Here is an 18,159-nt window from a genome sequence, read left to right on the forward strand (position 1 = left end):
GCAGCCTTTTGGAGGTGGCCATGTCTGTTCAATTAGTTGAATATAAGTTCTTCCACAACTCCTCTGCCCTGCTAAGGAAATTAATCAACGGTGCTCCCAGGGGGTGCTATATTCTTGTGCCAAGCAGTGGCGATGTGCGAATACTGGAAGAGATGTTATCTTCCGACTCTTCCCTCTTGGGGAAGCACCGCAAGATAATACGGTGGGAGGAGTTATATCGGGAGGCCGCTTCGCAATTACAGGCTCCATCAAGTAGCTTGAGGCGCCAGATTGACCCTCCCGACCATTGGCTTGTGGTCAATTACATACTCAAAAACGTGATAAAAGAGGCAGAATCAAAGGTTCCCCCTTCCTTTAAAAGAAAGGGCTTTGTCGACCTGCTAGGGAAAACCTTGAGGGAGTTGCTTCGCGAGGAGGTACTGCCAGAACACCTTGCCAAACTCAACGGCTGCGAAAGATGTGAAAAGGGGAAATGCCCTCTTGACACTGCCCAAAAACTTTTATGCCGCTTATACCACGATTACGTTCAATATCTTGATGACAACAACCTCATGGACAGTGCCCAGACAGCTACAAGCGTGAGGGCGCTCCTTGAGAAAACTCCCCTTTCTGCCCATAGGTGGCTCAAGAACTACCACTTCGTGTTCGCTGGCTTTTTGAGCTTTACCCACGGCCAGCTCTTGCTAGTGCGAAGCCTAAAAGACCTGGGAGCCAATATCACTATACTCAAGCCCCAAACAGGCCTTGATATTCACGACGCAAAGGAACAACTCAAATCCATAACTGATGAAATTGTAACTTTAAATGAGCAAGATACCGTCAACACCATAGAAACAGTCTTGGGAGACCAGCGCCTTGAACTGGAGCTTTTGGCCCGCTACCTGGTGCTGTGGTCACAAAATAAAGGGCCCTTCATGGAAACCAGCCGCTTGCCATTTCCCGGCTGGGGCAAGATAGGCATGATGATTGAATCCTCTCGCCTCTCGACCCTGAAAGAAGCATTACAAAGATACAACATACCATACTTCCTTGAAAACGGCCCAGCCGTGGCTTGCACCCTCTTATGGCAAGGTGCACAAAAAGCCTGGGAACTGCATTGCAGTAACTTCCCCACTGAGGATACAGCTTGGCTCCTTGCCTCTCCTTACATGGCAGGGGAATCGTTCCCCCTGGATAAAGCCATGGACGAATTGCCTAAGGGCATAGATGGGTGGAGAACTTTCCTGTCCTCTAACGCTCCTTCTGCATTGAAACATTTTGACAGGATCGTCAAGTTCGCACAGAAGATAGAATCAGGGGGCTCGCCGACAGAACTTTTCGACGAGCTGATGGCACTGGCAGGAATGGATAATAAAAACTCCGAGTGGGGAATGAACATATCTTCCGAAACCCTAAACTTCCCAGAGCTGGACGAAAAAGCACGCCAGTTAAACGAGGCCTTGAAGGAACTGAAGGAAAAGGCCATCCAGATAAGGGAGGTTGAGCCGAACCTCGGCGCAGCAGGCCATGTACATCTTCAAAAGGATGACGCTATAGCATTCCTTTCAGCGTGGGCCGAAAGGTCAAACCTATGGCGCGGCCCCAGGATCAAGAATTCCGTATCCATATACACCGCGACTCCTCCAGTCTTAACCTACCACGATGTATGGATACTTACGGGAAGCGACTCATCCTCCTGGCCAGGAAACCTTCGCCAATCTCCTCTTTTGACCGACGAAGAGCGAGAAAGCCTACATGAAGATCCATCCCTGGAACTGGGGGCCTTCCACCTGCCCTTGCTCTCAGAGATCCGGCAACAAAGGCACGCCCTGTTTCGGAGGCTTCTATGCTGCGGTAAGTCCGTCACTGTGGTAAGCAGGCCCCTTCAGGACGATGCAGGGAGGCCATTAAGAAGGTCCCCCTTCTTCGAGAAGGCCGCCGAAGGCACAGAACCCTGGGTGATAAGCCTCGGCGAGGAGCCCATAATTAAGGGATTAAAAGACGTCATCCCTTCCGATGAGGATTTCCGCATACTGCCCATAGAAGTGCGAGAGATAGACGAGCCCTCTACCCCAAAGGATAGATTGCCAGAAGGCAAAGAGCTACCCACGGCAAAAGCCAAAAAGGAAATAACAAAAGCTAACTTGAGCGACCTGGACATCTGGTGTGATTGCCCTTTCAGGTATTTTGTGGCAAGGCACTTGAAAATAGAAGAGCCCATTGTAGGCCTTTTTGATCCCCGGAAAGCGGGAACCTTTATTCACCACCTCTGGGAAGAGTCATGGAAACGGAAAAGCGAGACTGGCATGCCGTTGGAACAGATAATCGACACGATATGGGAACAAGAGCTGCAAGAGTATTACCCCGAACTTTTGAACCCCAAGGGGCCATTATACAGGCATAACAAACGGCTTAAATTCCAGGCAAAAAGGCTTTGCCAGGTCCAAGAGGAACTAGAAGAAAGGCTTAAAAACACCAAAAAGGGGCAATTAACGGAAGAGACCGTTAGCATCACCGTAGGTGATATGCCCTTCAGTGGCCGATGTGACAGGGTGGACATATTAGATGACGGTGTAATTATTTACGATTACAAGCTGGGGAAAGCTTCAAGCTACAGTAAGGCCCTTCAATTGGCATCCTATGCCCTTGCATGGGAAGAAAAGGAAAGCGCCCCTCCAGTAAAGGGAGTTATATACCTCGGCATGAGCGACGGAGGAGCTACCATCATCAGCGACTCGGATGAGCTCAAGGTAAAAGGCAAGAGGAACAAGCCTCTCAAGGATGCCAAAGAGGAAGCCATAGGAAAACTTGCTGAAATGGCTCAAGCTTTAAAGGAAGGCACATTCCTTCCCAATTACAACTCTAAAACCTGCGGAATGTGCGGCTACATTGGGCTTTGCAGAAAACACGAAGCAAAAGCTGGAGGGACAGAGGAAAATGGGTAAAAAGTCTCCAGATAAAAAACAAATCCTCCTTGATTATTTAAAAACCGTGGAAAAGCTGGAAGAAAGCCAATTAGAGGCTGTGACTTCCACGGAGAAGCTCATATCTGTCAGCGCTGGGGCTGGCTCAGGGAAAACCCTTACCCTCGCCTGGAGATTTATATGGATTGCCTCTGCCCTATCTGTTCCATTGAACAATATATTGACCATCACTTTCACCGAAAAGGCAGCTTCTGAAATGAAGGAAAGAATCGAGAGGATACTAAAGAAGTTAGCCAATGATATTCCACCCATGTCGGATACCTTTAAAAATCTTTTGGAAAGGATAGATGATGCCTATATTTCCACCATTCACTCCTTTTCCATGAGGGTAATGAAAGAATGCGGCTTGTCTTTGGATTTGGACCCAAATGCAAGGGTTATTACGAATGCAGAAAATGCCGCCCTCTGGCTCTCCATTGAGAGAGCGTTAGATTACCAAGAGGCAGAAGCCATCATTGACCAGCTGCCGCAAGAATGGAAAGAAAGAGCGCGGGAAACTTTAAACTCCCCTAGGCTCTTGGATCTGCTTAACACCTTCGGAGCAGAAGCCATTGCTTCCTCAGCAAAAAGCTTCATGAGCTCTCACGGAAGCAAAGGGACAACCCCCGAAGATGCCTGGAAGATGACAGAAAACCTAGAAGAAACTGATGAAAAAACAAAAAGCCTGCTCATAAAAAGGTTCTTTGAAGATTGGCGAAGCGCGCAAAAAATGTGGATTGAAGAGCTTATTCCTTACATTAAAAGCAAGATTGACCTCAAAAAGGACAAAGCTAAGTTCTCCAAACGGCTCCTTATGCTTGAAAGCACATGGAAAGATCCCATAAACGAAGAAAATGCAGCAGATTTCATCATATCTCTCTGGGGAGAGGATGGCCCGCTAAAAGCTCTTCATAACGGAAATGCCAAAAGGGCTGCCGACGAGTTCCTGGAAGATGCAATAAACATGACCGCGAGGGACTATAGGGAGAGCAACAAAACCTGGCTCCAGGTGGCACAGTTCATAAAGAATGGCTCTCCCGCGGAGGAAAAAATGGCACGGGAGGTCCTAATCAAAACATTTGCTGTCTTATGGAAATATGTCCAAACAATCCGTTACAGGAGAGGCATCTTATCCTTTGACGACCTTATCCGCTTTGCCCTCCGGGTGCTCCAAGATGACGAAAAGTACGCTGAAAGGTTCACTCACGTCCTCGTAGACGAATTCCAGGACACCGACGGCCTCCAGGACTTGATGCTAAAGGCCATTAAGGAAAAGGGAGCCTCTTCGTTGTTCATAGTGGGAGACCTTCAACAGTCTATCTATAGGTTCAGGCACGCCCAACCAAAAATTTTCTGGGAATACATAAAGGACTCCCAGCATGGCTCTGACGTTAAGCCTATAAACCTGGACATATCTTTCAGGAGCAGGGAGGCCGTCATGGAAAAAGTCAACAATATGTTTTCGAAGATATGGCCTTACTCCATAGCAAAGGACATACAAAAGCGTTTCATGGCCCTAAAGGCACCGACGCATCATGAATGGTGGCCAAGGCGCCAAAAATCCACCATGGAGCCCTTTAAGATATTTATTGCTGCTTGCCCCTCCGACAAGGAAAACAAAGTAAACACAAACGAATTAAGATCCACTTCTCTTGAGGCTTTGGGCAACTTCATAGCTGAGTCCGTAGCCACCGGGAAAACCATATGGGACAAGGACGAGGAAGGCAATTTTGCCCATAGGCCAGTCCGATATAGGGACTTTGCCATTTTGGTGCCCACGAGGACCCAGTATGAAGCCATAGAAAAGGCATTTATAGAAACGTTGCAGTTGCCCGTTTATTTCGAAGGAAACCGCAGCTTCTACAGTCGAGGGGAGACCAAGGACATAGCCTATTTACTTAAGGCCCTCGCTAGGCCCAATGACCACCTTGCAATGGCATCCTTCCTGAGCTCGCCTTTGAGCGGGCTCTCTCTTGAAGATGCTTCCTCCCTCATAAAGCTATGTGAGAAAGGCAAATCAGCACTATCAGAGTTATTCAGGCAGAATCACCCTCAAAAATGGGAAGCCTTCATGAGGCTCAGGAAAGTGGCAAAGGTTAAGGGCGCTTCCTGGGCTTTGGCCTCGCTATTGGAAGAAGGCACTACCCTTCTCTCTTATCCGAGATGGAAGCGGAGAAGGATAGCAGCCAATTTGCGGAAGGCCATAGATGTCGTAAGGGAATATGAAAATTATGTAGACCCAAGCCTCGAAGGGGCTGCAGCCTACATAGAAAGAGCCACATACCAAGGAGCAGACATGCAGGAAGCTGACATACTTGGAGATAACGACGATATGATAAGGGTAATGACTGTACATGCAGCCAAGGGGCTGGAGTTTCCTGTTGTGGCGGTCACTGGCCTTGAATATGCCTTTGGCAATAAAAATGACTCAATATTGCCTTCCCAATGGCTTGGGGTAACTTTAAGCAAGCTGCCCGAGGAGTGGGTACCTGAAAAGGAACAAAAGCTCTTGAGCAAAGACATACACTCCATTTTCGAAGCTCAAGAGCTCCTAGAGGAGCAAGAAAGGCTGTTATACGTGGCCTGCACCAGGGCAAAGGACTCCCTCATCTTATGTGGAATATGCCATCTGGACCAGGACAACAAACTGAAGCCCAAGAAAAATTCATGGCTAGAGTTGATTTCCCCTAACTTGGAGGATTTAGGGGACGAAAGCAGCCTAACGATACTCTCTCCGCCTGAAGAAAAAACACAAAATAAAACTTATGGCGATTCAGGGAAAGATAAGCCTTCGCCAGGGCCAACCATCATCCTGGGCAAGGAACCTGTGTCAGAGGGCCTATTCCTTGAACACATTACGGCCAGCATTTACTCCCTTTACAATTTCTGCCCCCATGCTTACAGAATGAAATATCGCCAAGGGCTGGACATTCCCTGGGAATCCGCCACCGACGACGGCAGAGGTGGAAGCGACGTTGGGAGCCTCGCACACTGGCTTCTCAAGGAATGGGATTATACTGAAGAGTCCTTAAACTTCTTACTTCCGGAAAATACCAAACAACTAGAAGAACAGAGCAAGATTATCCCTCCCTACCTACGGGCTCCTTACAGGGACAGTTCAACCGTCAAGGAGATCAAAAAATGGCTTTATAAGTTGCTTGATAGCCCACTGGCATCCAAGGTTAAAGCTGCACGAAAGGTCATGAAGGAACTTCCCTTTCAAGTTGGCATTGGGAACAAGACGCAGATGACGGGATACATGGACCTTGTCTTCGAGGAGAACGGCGCATTTTCAATCATAGATTACAAGATCTCCGCGCCAGAAGAAGGATCACGGGCACTTTACAGGGATCAGCTCATCTTCTATGGGGTGGCCCTCTGGAAGATAACTGCAGAAGCCCCAAGTTTGCTTGGCATTTACCACCTTCCTGAGGCTGTCATGGAAAAGGTGTTACTAAACTCCTTAAATTTTGAGGAGGAAGAGGAAAAAATCGTGGAAGTAGCTTCGCTAGCTGCCCATGGACCCTTCAAGCCCGAAAGATCCAACTGCAAAATCTGCCCATGGAGAGGTTCCTGCACTGCGATGCCTTATTCACCCAAAAGGGAGGAAACCTCATGAAAAGATCGTGCCTTATAACTATTGACATCCAGGAAGACTTCCTTCCCGGAAGCCCCTTCGGAAGGGAAGAAAACCAAAGCGTCTCTGAAATAGCAGGAAAGTTATGCAATGCCTTTAGGGAGAAGGGGCTTCCTGTAATTCACATAGTGAGAATATATCTTCCTGATGGATCCAATGTGGAACCATTCAGAAGAGCTTCAGTAATATCAAGGAGAGGCCCCGTTCTAGCCGGCACGAAAGGGTGCCAATTGGCCGGAGCGTTACTCAAGGAGCATGTTGAGCTTGATATTCCCTTGCTTTTGAGTGGGAAGCCACAATGGATAGGGCCTTCGGAATGCATAATCTACAAAAGCCGATTTGGTGCGTTTTACAAGACATGCCTGGAAGAGGTCCTGGACAAGCTCGGGGTTCGCACCCTGGTGTTCACGGGATCAAATTTCCCAAACTGCCCACGAACTAGCATTTACGAGGCCTGCGAAAGGGACTTTGAAATCATAGTTGCAGAAGACGGTGTTTCCGGCCTTTACGAAAGGGGCAAAAAAGAGCTTGAGGCCATAGGCGCCATAATATTGAAGGCCGATGAAATAATAAGCTCCATCATGGACACCTAAGAATCCCCTATATGACGAAAATCCCGTTCAATATGAGTTGGATGTGGTAGAATTATATGTGGCATTTATGCTATATATAGCCTTTCAGGAGGTCTTCTTTGTGTTTTTAATTCTTGAAAAAAATACGTTTTTGTACATTGGCCGGGTTTTGGCTTTGGTCCGTGAAGGGAATGAGACAGCTATCATTCTGCGCGATGGGTCAGTCATGGCTACAGGCTTTCAGCCAATGACAATAGCGCGTAGGTCTGAAGAGTTTATCAAAAATGGGAAAAAACTTGCATCGAAAGTAAAAAAAGAGGGAGATAAGAAATGACAGCATCTGCAAAGCAATACACTGCACAAGACATCCAGATTTTGGAAGGCCTGGAAGCTGTAAGGCGCAGGCCGGGAATGTATATAGGCGATACAACGACAAGAGGGCTTCACCATCTAGTATATGAAGTCGTCGACAACTCTGTCGACGAAGCTATGGCAGGTTGGTGTACCAAAATCGAGGTAATAATCCATGAGGATGGCCACGTTTCCGTAGAAGATAACGGAAGGGGAATTCCCATAGATCCTCATCCTCAAACGGGGAAACCTGCCGCAGAAGTGGTGCTTACAACCCTCCATGCTGGTGGGAAGTTCGATAAGAAAGCTTACCAGGTAAGTGGAGGGCTTCATGGTGTAGGTGTTTCGGTGGTAAACGCCCTTTCCGAGTGGCTAAACTTGACGGTATGGCGAGACGGCAAAGAATGGAGACAAAGCTACAGAAAAGGAAAACCCGTCTCCCAGTTGTGCTGTGGGGAAAGCACCAACAAGCGAGGAACACGAATAGAGTTCAAGCCTGATGAAGAGATATTTGAAGATATCACATTCTCTTGGGATATCCTCAGCAGTCGCTTGAGGGAGATGGCCTTTCTAAATCCGGGCCTCACAATAATATTGAAGGATCGCATCTCCGGCAAGGAAAAGACCTTCCATTACGAAGGCGGCATAGCATCTTTCGTGGAATACCTAAACAAAGGAAAACACACTCTCTTTTCCCCACCAGTAGTGATAAAAGGGGAAAAAGACGGAGTCTCAGTGGAAATAGCCATACAATACAACGACAGCTACCTGGAACGGGTATTTGCCTTCGCAAACCTCATCCACACGGTGGAAGGCGGTACTCACGTATCAGGATTCAGAACTGCCTTAACCAGAGCAGTCAACGAAATGGCACGAAGAAATAAACTTCTTAAAGATAAAGATCCAAACCTTTCAGGCGATGACCTAAAGGAAGGCCTTACCGCCGTAATCTCTGTAAAGTTGCCAGAACCCCAATTCGAGGGCCAAACTAAAACCAAGCTGGGTAATGGAGAGATAAAGGGCATTGTAGATTCCATCTTTTATGATGGATTGATGGTAGAAATAGACGAACGGCCAGATATACTCAAGCCTGTTGTAGAAAAAGCATTAAAAGCAAGGCTAGCCAGAGAAGCGGCCAAAAAAGCCAGAGAGCTTGTTCGGCGTAAGACTGCCCTTGCTGGATTAGATTTACCTGGCAAATTGGCAGATTGCTCCAGCAAAGATCCCGAAGAATCTGAGCTTTTCATCGTTGAGGGAGATTCGGCCGGAGGTTCGGCCAAGCAGGGAAGAGACAGGCATTTTCAGGCCATCTTGCCTCTGAGGGGAAAGATACTCAACGTAGAAAAGGCAAGAATGGACAAGGTCCTGGACAACAACGAGATCAGAACAATAATTCAGGCCTTGGGCACAGGAATAGGAGAGGATTTTGACATCAGCAAGCTTCGCTACCACAGGATCTTCCTGATGACTGACGCAGACGTGGACGGCTCCCACATCAGAACCTTACTTTTAACCTTATTTTACCGGTTTATGCCTGAATTGATAGAAGGAGGGCACTTGTACATTGCCCAGCCCCCTTTGTACAGGGTGCAAATTGGCAAGGAAGTCCATTACTGCTTTAGCGATAAAGAGCTCACCAAGCTGAGACAGAAGGTAGGAGAAGGCAAAAAACTGCATATTCAAAGATACAAGGGTCTTGGAGAGATGAACCCCTCCCAGCTGTGGGAGACAACCATGGACCCGGCCACGAGGGTGTGTAAGCGTATAGAGGTAGAAGACGCTGTAGCAGCGGACGAATATTTCAGTATCCTAATGGGAGATAAAGTGGAACCGAGGCGGGAATTCATAGAAAACCACGCAAGAGAGGTACGAAACCTAGATATATAAAATGTGATTGATCATAAAAAGCCGAGGCCAAAAGCCTCGGCTTTTCTTTACAGTACAGTCAACCTCTCCGGCGGCATAGGAAGCGCCATCGCCTCCTCTGGCGTGTCTCCAGGGTCATCCGACTTTGGCGGAGGGAGCTTTTCCGGCGGTGGAGGAGGTGGCGGAGGAGGCGGCTGGTAAAATTGTCTCCAATGTCTCTAAAAATCAGACATAAAAATAAACTTTGGACACAAACTGTTTATTCGGATACAATATTGAACCAATAGATAGGGATTGGGTCACATAAGCGTGTCTTTACCTACTAGGAGGTGAGAGTAGCGGAGGAGCAAGCTCATAATATTTTCGTTCGCTTTTAGCTTGCTAAAAAACTAAAAAAGGAGTGAGATGCGGAATGAAGCGTTTTGGATTATTTATTTCTTTGGTGCTGGCTGTTGTACTTCTGGCAGGCAGCGCTTTTGCGGCGGATGTAATCAAAATGAAGCTTGCCAATGCTGGACCAGCGGATCCGAACGACAGGACAGTCATAGCTGTTGAAGTCTTCAAAAATTACGTAGAGACCAAGACACAAGGCAAGGTCAAAATTGACGTCTTCCACGCGAGCCAGCTGGGGAATGAAAAGGAGATATTAGAAGGCCTAAAAATGGGAACCATAGAGCTTGGAACCATCACCACCGGGCCTATACCTACCCTTTTCAAGCCCATAATGGTCTTTGACATCCCTTACTTATTCCCCAATAAGTACGTAGCCTGGGAGGTCCTGGATGGGCCATTCGGGCAACAGCTTATGGAGGAGATGTACAAAGCGACAGGCATTAAATGCCTCGCCATAAGTGAAAATGGGTATCGGCACTTCTTCACCGGCAAGAAGCAGATAAAATCCCCTGCTGACATGAAGGGCCTGAAGCTTAGGACCATGGAAAACCCAGCCCACATGAAATTAGTGGAAGCTCTTGGCGCTTCCCCTACTCCTATTGCATTCGGCGAACTTTACATGGCTCTACAGCAAGGTGTAGTAGATGGTGCAGAATGTCCAATCACCCTCATCAACAACATGAAATTCTATGAAGTCCAAAAACACGTAGTCCTGGATGGGCACCTTTACAACCCACTCATCATGTTCATAAACGGCAAATTGTGGGAAAAGCTCCCTGAGGACATCCAGCAGGCACTCTTCGAGGGAGCCCAGCTCTTTAAAATCACCCAAAGGGCCCTCACGGAGCGCCAGGTGCAAACGGGTATAGAAAACCTGAAAAAACAAGGTATGACCATATACGTTCCTACAGCAGAAGAAGCCAAACAGTTCAGAGACCTTTCACAGCCTGCAGTTTTAGAATACGTAAAGGCTGAAGTAGGGGAAGAGTGGGTAAATAAGGTAATGAAAGCTGTAAAGGAAGCGGAAGAGAAAGAAAAAGGAATGCTCAAGTAAAACACTGGCAATGGCGGGGGCCCTATTCTTTTAGGGTCTCCGCCTGGAAGGAGCAACAATAAATGAAGGTGGTCAATTCCATTCTTAAAATCATGGATAAACTTGCAAAATTTATAATAATAATCCTTATGGCTTCCATGAGTATCATAGCCTTCACGGCTGTCTTTTTTAGGTTTATCCTTAATAATCCCCTAAGCTGGTCGGAAGAAGCTGCCAGGTACATGATGGCCTGGGTAACCTTTATGGGGGCCGGCTTAGCAATGGGGCAAAAACGCCATATAGGGGTTACGCTCATAGTGTCTCGCCTTTCAAAACGAGTGAGGTTGGCAATAAACACTTTTGCTGAGCTCATTATAGCCATCTTTATGGTAATTCTCATATGGCAGGGAATAAAGCTTGTGTGGGATCTTAGAACCCAGGTGTCCCCAGCCATGCACTTCCCAATGATCATACCTTACCTTTGCATTCCGATAGGCTGCTTTTACATCCTGCTACACACCATACGGCTTCTTCTGGAGAGAACCAGCGACACGCTCTCCACAGCCGACGCAGAGCTGACAGAAAACGCCTTTGAAGGGGGAACAAAACCATGATGACAATTATCGCCATTACGTTTGCTGTGACTTTCGCCATCGGAGTCCCCCTTGCCCTGGTATTGGGAATTACTGGACTTGCAGCTTTGGTCGCCATGGGGGTACCTCTTCAGGTAGTGGCTCAAAGGATGTTTACAGGAATAGACTCCTTCCCCTTGATGGCTGTGCCCTTTTTTATTCTGGCAGGAGACATAATGAACAGAGGCGGAACTACCATACGATTGATACGTTTCGCCAATAGCCTCGTAGGGCACATAAGGGGAGGCCTTGCCCATGCAAACGTGGTGGCCAACATGTTTTTTGCAGGCATAAGCGGTTCTGCTGTAGCTGACGCATCGGCGATAGGAGCCATAATGATACCATCAATGGAAAAAAGCGGTTACGAGAAGGACTTCAGTGCTGCTTTGACAGCCTCAGCGGCAACCATTGGGCCCATCATTCCACCAAGTATAATCATGGTAATCTACGGAGTATCCGTTGGAGTCTCGGTAGGAGGGCTTTTCGCCGCAGGGTTCATCCCTGGAGTGCTATTAGGGCTAGCTCTCATGATCATAGTGTATAGTACCTCCAAAAAGAAAGGTTATTCCAAGTACGACAACTTTTCACTCAAAAGGGTTGCTGTAGAATTCAAGGAGGCAGTTTGGGCCTTGATGGCACCCATTATCATTCTTGGTGGAATTTTGGGTGGGATTTTCACACCTACAGAGGCCGCAGCGGTAGCTGTTGTGTACTCTTTCTTCGTAGGCAGATTCATCTTTAAAGAGCTCAAATGGAAAGACATCCCAAGCGTATTGCTCCAAAGTGGCATAACCACCGCCACCATATTGCTCATAATATCCATGGCAAACGTCTTTGCCTGGGTAATAGCAGCAAACATGATTCCCCTGAAACTGGCCAACCTTTTCCTTTCCATAACCGATAACCCTTATCTCTTCCTTCTGATAATAAACATATTTTTGCTTTTTGTGGGGATGTTCATGGAAACCGGGGCTGCCATAATATTGCTAGCTCCTATCTTGGCGCCAGTAGCAGCAAAGCTTGGGATAAATCCTCTGCACTTTGGTTTTATGATGGTCCTTAACCTTGCAATAGGGATGGCCACCCCTCCTGTTGGGGTCTGCCTTTTCGTAAGCTGCGGAATTACGGGCCTAAGCCTGGAAGAGATATCAAAAGCCGTCTACCCCTTCGTTCTGGCAGAGCTTGCAATATTGCTGCTTGTTACATATATAGAGCCTATATCCCTTATCTTGCCCAAGCTGTTGGGTTTCATGTAAACAAAAGCAATACAATAAAGGAGGGCAGAGAAATAATTTTCTCTGCCCCTTTTTACTTACTCTTTAATGTATTGTTGGGAATCTCTAGCTAAGCTGCTTTACTATGGCCCTTCCTGCGACCATGCCGCTGGCAGAAGCCTGTATAACTCCCCGGGTCACTCCAGCGCCATCACCGCAAGCATAAAGCCCTGGAATGCTCGTCATGAGGTCCTTGTCAAGCTCAAGCTTTAAGCTGTAAAACTTGACTTCCACTCCGTAAAGGAGAGTGTGCTTGCCATTTATGCCAGGTATTATCGAGTCAAGGGCCTGAATCATCTCCAATATGTCAGTCAGATGTCTATAAGGCAATACGAAGGACAAGTCTCCAGGCTCTGCAGAAGCTAGAGTCGGCCTTACAAGGCCTTTAGCTATACGTTCAGGCGTGGAGCGCCTTCCATGCTTGAGGTCACCCAGTCGTTGTACCAAAACTCCTCCACCTAAAAGGTTAGCCAATCTGGCTATGTAACTGCCATAACCGTTGGGGTCCTTGAAGGGACTTGTGAACTCTGTCGAAACCAGTATGGCAAAATTGGTGTTCTCCGTTTTGCCTTCACCGTTTCTGTTGCTGTGGCCATTAACGGTCAATATGCCGTGCTGCTCCAGGTACTCGGTGGTCACCTCTCCGTGGGGGCACATGCAAAAGGTCCTGACCTGATCATCGAAAGTAGGAGTATCTAAAATAGCTTTTACCTCATAGAACTGCTCCGTCAGCATTTCCGCCCACTCGGAAGGAATTTCGACTCTTACTCCTATATCTACGGGAAGGGACTTTATCTGGATACCCAGATCCTTTACCACTTCCTCCATCCAGAAGGCACCCTCTCTCCCGGGTGCCAGCAAAACTGCCTTGGCCTCCATCGTAGTGCCATCCTTCAGCACCACTCCCGCCGCTCTATTATCCTTCACTAAGACCTTCTCCACGGCCTTGTTCATGTAGACGTCGCAGTTGGATGCTATCTCGTCATACATGCTCTTTAAAATGTCCTTGGAGCGGTCCGTTCCCATATGTCTTATCCTGGCGGGAATTATCCTTAGCCCAGCGGAACTGGCCCTTACCGCCACGTCCCTCGCAAAGGTAGGATCTGGCTCAAAGACCTGTGTGCTGGCCCCATGCTTCAGGTATTCCTTATCAGCTTCATCTATCAAAGATATAAGCTCCGCCCTTCCTATATATTTGTCTAGGTTTCCGCCAAACTCGGGCGTAAGGGTCAGCTTGCCGTCGCTAAATGCTCCAGCTCCCCCCCAGCCACAGATTATGTTGCAGGGCTTGCAATGGAGGCATTTATCAGAGCGCCCATCCTTCATTGGGCAGGTCCTGCTTTCTATGTTCCTGCCCTTATCAATGATAGCGACTTTCAAGCCTCCGCGTATCATTTCCCTCGCAGCAAAAAGCCCTGCAGGGCCAGCTCCAACTATTATGGCATCATATTGCATTATGTTTTCCCTCACTTTTTATTTTCTCTTCCATAGATTTTATTATACTATTGCATAAGTAGGCTTAATAAACGAAAGAAGAGCCAACGGAGGAGTATATCATAGATTGGGGAGAAAACAAGCATGAAAAAAAAGGTCGACGAACGAGATACCATGTTTGCGAGGATGGCGTGGAGTGTAGGCAGCGCCGCTTATGAGGATTATTATGCACGAAATCCGGATAAAAAGCCAATAGACGATGAGCTTCGAGCCCTACCTGGCCTTGGAAGCCAGGAAACTCCTACATACAGTCCCCTTGCAAATCCAATAATTGATGGCATTTTTGGCCTTTTGGCAAGCTGGCATCCTCTAGTTGACGTGGAACCATCTCCGATAAAAATAGAGCAATCCCCTGAAACATGGACCAAATGGGTTAAGGGAACAGCTACCTACCTTGGGGCCGACCTTGTGGGAATATTGGCCATGAAACCCCACCATTACTATTCCCACAGGGGGCGAAGAGAAGAAGTGTATGGAGAAAAGATATCCAACCTACTACCCTGGGGGATCATAATCGTAAGAGCTATGGATCCACATATGATTCATCGCGCCCCACTCGCCCCACAAACTGTGGAAACGGTAAGGGGATATCTTAACGTTGCCGTCACCGCCTTATCCCTTGCTTCCTCCATAAGGCAAGCAGGCTACAGGGCAAGGGTACACATGGACGGCAATTACCTCCTTCCATTGGTCCCTGCAGCGGTGGATGCGGGTTTAGGTGCCCTCGGCAGGAATGGCCTTCTAATAACGAAGGAATTTGGCCCCTGTGTAAGGATAAGCGCAGTGACCACAGATATGCCCCTTTTGGAGACCTCTAAAGGCACAATTTTCGACAAAGTCCAGCGATTTTGCAGCGGTTGCAACCTTTGCAGCGCCATGTGCCCTGGAAAGGCCATCCCCACTGGGCCACTAGACAAAATGAAGGACAACTGGATCTTCTCATCTGAAAAATGCTACAGGGTATGGAGAAACGTTGGAACTGACTGCGGGGTATGCATAAGCTCTTGCCCATTCACCCAGGGCGCCGTAGATTGGACAAAGCTCGCAGAGACCGAGGCACCTGAGGAATATGCCCAAGAGATAGCTTTATCATGCCAAAAGCGCCCCTTCAACCCTGATCCTCCCGAATGGCTGAAAGGAGAACGAGCATGGCAAACTGCAAGCTACCAGAAGATTTAATAGAACAGGCTAAAGCCTTTCATGGCCACTGGTGCTCAGGTTTGGCCATAGGCATAAGGATAGCAGAAGCTGCCCTTGATACAGTAGGACACAATGGCGACGAGGAAATCTTTTGCGTTTCCGAATGTGACCACTGTGCTGTAGATGCCATACAGTTTCTTACAGGATGCACCATAGGCAAAGGGAACCTCAGAATAGAAAACGTAGGAAAAACGGCATTCAGATTTTATAGGCGATTGGACAAAAAAGCCGTTAGGATATCGAAGCTCAATGCCATAAAATATCCTAATGAAGCTAAGATGCAGGAACTCAGGGATAAGTACGCCTCAGGGGCCCTATCTGAAGAAGAAAAGGCCCTTTATGCGGCATTAAGAAAAGAGAAAAGCGATCAAATCTTAAAATCCGACCTGGCCGCTCTAGTGAAAATAGAAGACATCCCTTTCGAATCCTTTCCTAGAGCTCTCATGACCGGCAGCGTAACGTGCGCCCACTGCGGTGAAAGCACAATGGAGACCAAAGCAAGGCTTTTCAAGGGCAAGGCCCTGTGCATTCCATGCTTCGAGAAATTAATTAAAGAAGCTACATCCTAACCTCTTGATATGGAGGCAAACTTGGCGCCTGCAGCCCCTGCAAGCTCCTTCGGCGACAGGTAAAGCTGCAATCCCCGCTCTCCAGCGCTCACGCATATGGCCTCGTGCTGGAGAGCTTTTTCATCTATATACACAGGGTACTTCTTCTTTGTCCCCAGCGGGGAAACGCCTCCACGAATGTAACCTGTCAAGGTCCGGATCTCCTTTACGTGTACCAATTCTACCTTTTTGTTGCCACTAGCGGAGGCTAAAGCCTTGAGGTCAAGCTCTGCATTGCCAGGTATGCAGGCCATTACTACTCCTGTCTTGTCCCCTCTAGCAACCAAAGTTTTAAAAACTCTCTCAGGGGGCAGCCCCACCTTCTCGGCCACAGCTTCTGCACCGACGTTATCGGGATCTACCTCGTAAGACCACAGTTCAAAATGGACGCCAAGGCGTTCTAAAATCCTCGCCGCATTGGTTTTCTTCACTTATGAAAACACCTTCCTGTTTATTTAGGTTTTAGATTAGTTATTCTTTTGTTCCAAGCTGCTTACTTGATTGTAGGCTATAGGAAGCCCCTCGAAATCATACTCCACATCCAAGGCTTGTTCCCGCAGTTTCTCTTCTTGCACAGCCCTTTCCTCTTTTTTCTCTAACATGATACTCTACCTCCTCTACTTATTTCAAATCCCGCATTTATAAAATTATTTATTAAATCTTTACAATCCTCGCCGCCTTCCCTGAAGAGCGTTCCAAAGTTCCAGGCTGCTCCAACCTTAGGCCTACTCTTATGCCTAAAACCTCGTGAAGGGTGTGAGATGTCCTTGTTTTTACCTTTTCGAGATCGCTTTCGGAAAGGTGGTCTTTGAGCTCACAGACAACGCAAAGCTCTTTGAGGCCCTTTTTCTCAAAGACCTCAAGAAAATAGTGAAGAGAGAGCTCTGGAACCTGGGCAAGGGCCGCCTCTACCTGTGAAGGGAAGACGTTTACTCCTCTTATGATGAGCATGTCGTCGCAGCGTCCCTTCACCCTGTCAATTCTTACATCGTTTCTCCCGCATGAGCATTTTCCCCTGATGAGCTTCGTAAGATCTCGGGTCCTGTATCTTATTACAGGCATGGCTTCTTTCTTTAGCGACGTTATGACCAGCTCTCCCTCTTGCCCCTCTGGCACTGGCGAACCTGTTGCAGGGTCTACAACTTCAAATATGAAATGCTCCCAATTGCCGTGCAGCCCTTTCCTTTCGGGGCATTCCATTGCCACACCGGGGCCTACAACCTCGGAAAGGCCGTATGAGTCCACTGCCATAACATCCAGGGCTTCTTCTATCTCCTTTCTCATCTCCTCTGTCCACGCCTCTCCCCCCAAGATGGCAAGGCGCAACTTCAACTTGTGCCTTATGTTTCGCTTCTTTATTTCTTCCGCCAGGTATAGGGCGTATGAAGGCGTGCTGGTAAAAACAGTAGTGCCCAAATCTTCCATGAGCATTAGCTGCCTTCCTGTAAAGCCCCCTCCAGTTGGAACCACCATGGCGCCTATTGCTTCAGCCCCATAGTGGAAGCCCAGGGCGCCGGTAAATAGGCCGTATCCCAATATCACCTGAAATACATCTTTCTCATTTACTCCTGCTGTCTTCAGGCAGTTGGCCATACATTCCGTCCAGGACTCTATGTCGCCAGCCGTGTAGGCTACCACCGTAGGCTTGCCTGTGGTGCCTGAGGAGGCGTGTACCCTTACGACCTCATCCTTTGGACACGCCAGAAGGCCCATCGGATAGGTGTCTCGCAAATCTGACTTGGTCATGAAGGGAAGCTTATTCAGGTCATCGAGGCTTTTTATGTCATCAGGGGTAACGTTCCAGTCTTCCATCCTTGCCCGGTAGAAAGGAACGTTCTCCCATACTCTTCTGACAGTTTTCTTTAGGTTCTCAAGCTGTGAATTGAAGTTTCTTTCGCTCATCTTTCATTCCTCTCCTCTCGAAATATTTTTCCTTGCAAAACAAATAAAAAAAGGCCGGGGTCCCCATTTGTTAAGGGAACCCCGGCCTCTAGTGGCCAAAGACGCTTAAGCGTCGAACCACAGAGGGGGTCCCACGCCGGTAAAGTAATAGAAATAGAAGCTATTCATATATGTTAAACCTTGAAACTCTTGGGCTTTTGTCATATTACATGCACCTTCTGCTTCCGTAAATATTGTATAGTTTTATACCACTTG

General features: G+C 47.8%; 15 protein-coding genes. 11 read left to right on the top strand and 4 right to left on the bottom strand.

Annotation, left to right across the window (positions count from 1 at the left end; genetic code table 11):
* Nucleotides 1–20 precede the first annotated feature (20 nt).
* From H0Z23_RS06370 to H0Z23_RS06410, 9 genes are all read left to right on the top strand, one after another.
* Nucleotides 21–2,924 carry a PD-(D/E)XK nuclease family protein gene (locus tag H0Z23_RS06370; protein ID WP_296868344.1) on the top strand — a complete coding sequence of 968 codons (2,904 nt, stop codon included), beginning with the start codon at nt 21–23 and terminating at the stop codon, nt 2,922–2,924.
* Entirely contained in the window at nt 2,917–6,561 is a 3,645-nt protein-coding gene (locus tag H0Z23_RS06375) for an exodeoxyribonuclease V subunit beta (RefSeq protein ID WP_296868346.1), read from the top strand. Before H0Z23_RS06370 ends, H0Z23_RS06375 begins: the two co-directional genes overlap by 8 nt.
* On the top strand, nt 6,558–7,172 hold the full coding sequence (locus H0Z23_RS06380) for an isochorismatase family cysteine hydrolase (protein ID WP_296868348.1): 615 nt from the start codon (nt 6,558–6,560) through the stop codon (nt 7,170–7,172). Before H0Z23_RS06375 ends, H0Z23_RS06380 begins: the two co-directional genes overlap by 4 nt.
* 100 nt (nt 7,173–7,272) lie before the next feature.
* Nucleotides 7,273–7,485 carry a hypothetical protein gene (locus H0Z23_RS06385; protein ID WP_296868350.1) on the top strand — a complete coding sequence of 71 codons (213 nt, stop codon included), beginning with the start codon at nt 7,273–7,275 and terminating at the stop codon, nt 7,483–7,485.
* The gene (gyrB, locus tag H0Z23_RS06390) at nt 7,482–9,389 is read left to right on the top strand and encodes a DNA topoisomerase (ATP-hydrolyzing) subunit B (RefSeq protein ID WP_296868352.1); all 1,908 of its coding nucleotides are present in this window, start codon (nt 7,482–7,484) and stop codon (nt 9,387–9,389) included. Before H0Z23_RS06385 ends, gyrB begins: the two co-directional genes overlap by 4 nt.
* A gap of 3 nt (nt 9,390–9,392) precedes the next feature.
* The gene (locus H0Z23_RS06395) at nt 9,393–9,569 is read left to right on the top strand and encodes a hypothetical protein (RefSeq protein WP_296868354.1); all 177 of its coding nucleotides are present in this window, start codon (nt 9,393–9,395) and stop codon (nt 9,567–9,569) included.
* 211 nt (nt 9,570–9,780) lie between these two features.
* Nucleotides 9,781–10,815 (top strand): DctP family TRAP transporter solute-binding subunit, encoded by a 1,035-nt coding sequence (locus H0Z23_RS06400; RefSeq protein ID WP_296868356.1) that lies wholly within the window; start codon nt 9,781–9,783, stop codon nt 10,813–10,815.
* Between the two features lie 62 nt (nt 10,816–10,877).
* The gene (locus tag H0Z23_RS06405; protein ID WP_296868357.1) at nt 10,878–11,408 is read left to right on the top strand and encodes a TRAP transporter small permease; all 531 of its coding nucleotides are present in this window, start codon (nt 10,878–10,880) and stop codon (nt 11,406–11,408) included.
* Nucleotides 11,405–12,682 (top strand): TRAP transporter large permease, encoded by a 1,278-nt coding sequence (locus H0Z23_RS06410; RefSeq protein ID WP_296868360.1) that lies wholly within the window; start codon nt 11,405–11,407, stop codon nt 12,680–12,682. Before H0Z23_RS06405 ends, H0Z23_RS06410 begins: the two co-directional genes overlap by 4 nt.
* 84 nt (nt 12,683–12,766) lie before the next feature.
* On the opposite strand, the gene H0Z23_RS06415 is transcribed toward H0Z23_RS06410, so the two are convergent.
* Nucleotides 12,767–14,155 carry an NAD(P)/FAD-dependent oxidoreductase gene (locus tag H0Z23_RS06415; protein ID WP_296868362.1) on the bottom strand — a complete coding sequence of 463 codons (1,389 nt, stop codon included), beginning with the start codon at nt 14,153–14,155 and terminating at the stop codon, nt 12,767–12,769.
* Between the two features lie 123 nt (nt 14,156–14,278).
* Here H0Z23_RS06415 and H0Z23_RS06420 point away from each other — a divergent pair, with 123 nt between their 5' ends.
* Together H0Z23_RS06420 and H0Z23_RS06425 are read left to right on the top strand one after the other, a co-directional pair.
* Complete coding sequence (locus H0Z23_RS06420; RefSeq protein WP_296868365.1) at nt 14,279–15,373, top strand: reductive dehalogenase domain-containing protein; 1,095 nt, start codon at nt 14,279–14,281, stop codon at nt 15,371–15,373.
* Nucleotides 15,343–15,963 (top strand): FmdE family protein, encoded by a 621-nt coding sequence (locus H0Z23_RS06425; protein WP_296868367.1) that lies wholly within the window; start codon nt 15,343–15,345, stop codon nt 15,961–15,963. Before H0Z23_RS06420 ends, H0Z23_RS06425 begins: the two co-directional genes overlap by 31 nt.
* Here H0Z23_RS06425 and ybaK read toward each other — a convergent pair.
* Genes ybaK through H0Z23_RS06440 form a run of 3 tightly spaced genes read right to left on the bottom strand, consistent with a single transcriptional unit; the run spans nt 15,960 to nt 17,904 of the window.
* Nucleotides 15,960–16,433: a Cys-tRNA(Pro) deacylase gene (gene ybaK, locus H0Z23_RS06430; protein WP_296868369.1), complete on the bottom strand. Its 474-nt coding sequence runs from the start codon at nt 16,431–16,433 to the stop codon at nt 15,960–15,962. The genes H0Z23_RS06425 and ybaK overlap by 4 nt on opposite strands.
* Nucleotides 16,434–16,469: 36 nt before the next feature.
* The gene (locus tag H0Z23_RS06435; RefSeq protein ID WP_296868371.1) at nt 16,470–16,604 is read right to left on the bottom strand and encodes a hypothetical protein; all 135 of its coding nucleotides are present in this window, start codon (nt 16,602–16,604) and stop codon (nt 16,470–16,472) included.
* Between the two features lie 52 nt (nt 16,605–16,656).
* Nucleotides 16,657–17,904, bottom strand: coding sequence for a phenylacetate--CoA ligase family protein (locus H0Z23_RS06440; protein WP_296868373.1), 1,248 nt, complete (start codon nt 17,902–17,904; stop codon nt 16,657–16,659).
* Between the last annotated feature and the right edge of the window lie 255 nt (nt 17,905–18,159).

Source organism: Thermovirga sp. (genome assembly GCF_017656375.1).
Lineage (GTDB): Bacteria > Synergistota > Synergistia > Synergistales > Thermovirgaceae > Thermovirga.

Excerpts from the sequence above, each read along its gene's own strand:
- H0Z23_RS06370 (WP_296868344.1), top strand. The coding sequence starts at position 21 with ATGTCTGTTCAATTAGTTGAATATAAGTTCTTCCACAACTCCTCTGCC.
- H0Z23_RS06375 (WP_296868346.1), top strand. The coding sequence starts at position 2,917 with ATGGGTAAAAAGTCTCCAGATAAAAAACAAATCCTCCTTGATTATTTA.
- H0Z23_RS06380 (WP_296868348.1), top strand. The coding sequence starts at position 6,558 with ATGAAAAGATCGTGCCTTATAACTATTGACATCCAGGAAGACTTCCTT.
- gyrB (WP_296868352.1), top strand. The coding sequence starts at position 7,482 with ATGACAGCATCTGCAAAGCAATACACTGCACAAGACATCCAGATTTTG.
- H0Z23_RS06400 (WP_296868356.1), top strand. The coding sequence starts at position 9,781 with ATGAAGCGTTTTGGATTATTTATTTCTTTGGTGCTGGCTGTTGTACTT.
- H0Z23_RS06405 (WP_296868357.1), top strand. The coding sequence starts at position 10,878 with ATGAAGGTGGTCAATTCCATTCTTAAAATCATGGATAAACTTGCAAAA.
- H0Z23_RS06410 (WP_296868360.1), top strand. The coding sequence starts at position 11,405 with ATGATGACAATTATCGCCATTACGTTTGCTGTGACTTTCGCCATCGGA.
- H0Z23_RS06415 (WP_296868362.1), bottom strand. The coding sequence starts at position 14,155 with ATGCAATATGATGCCATAATAGTTGGAGCTGGCCCTGCAGGGCTTTTT.
- H0Z23_RS06420 (WP_296868365.1), top strand. The coding sequence starts at position 14,279 with ATGAAAAAAAAGGTCGACGAACGAGATACCATGTTTGCGAGGATGGCG.
- H0Z23_RS06425 (WP_296868367.1), top strand. The coding sequence starts at position 15,343 with ATGGCAAACTGCAAGCTACCAGAAGATTTAATAGAACAGGCTAAAGCC.
- H0Z23_RS06435 (WP_296868371.1), bottom strand. The coding sequence starts at position 16,604 with ATGTTAGAGAAAAAAGAGGAAAGGGCTGTGCAAGAAGAGAAACTGCGG.
- H0Z23_RS06440 (WP_296868373.1), bottom strand. The coding sequence starts at position 17,904 with ATGAGCGAAAGAAACTTCAATTCACAGCTTGAGAACCTAAAGAAAACT.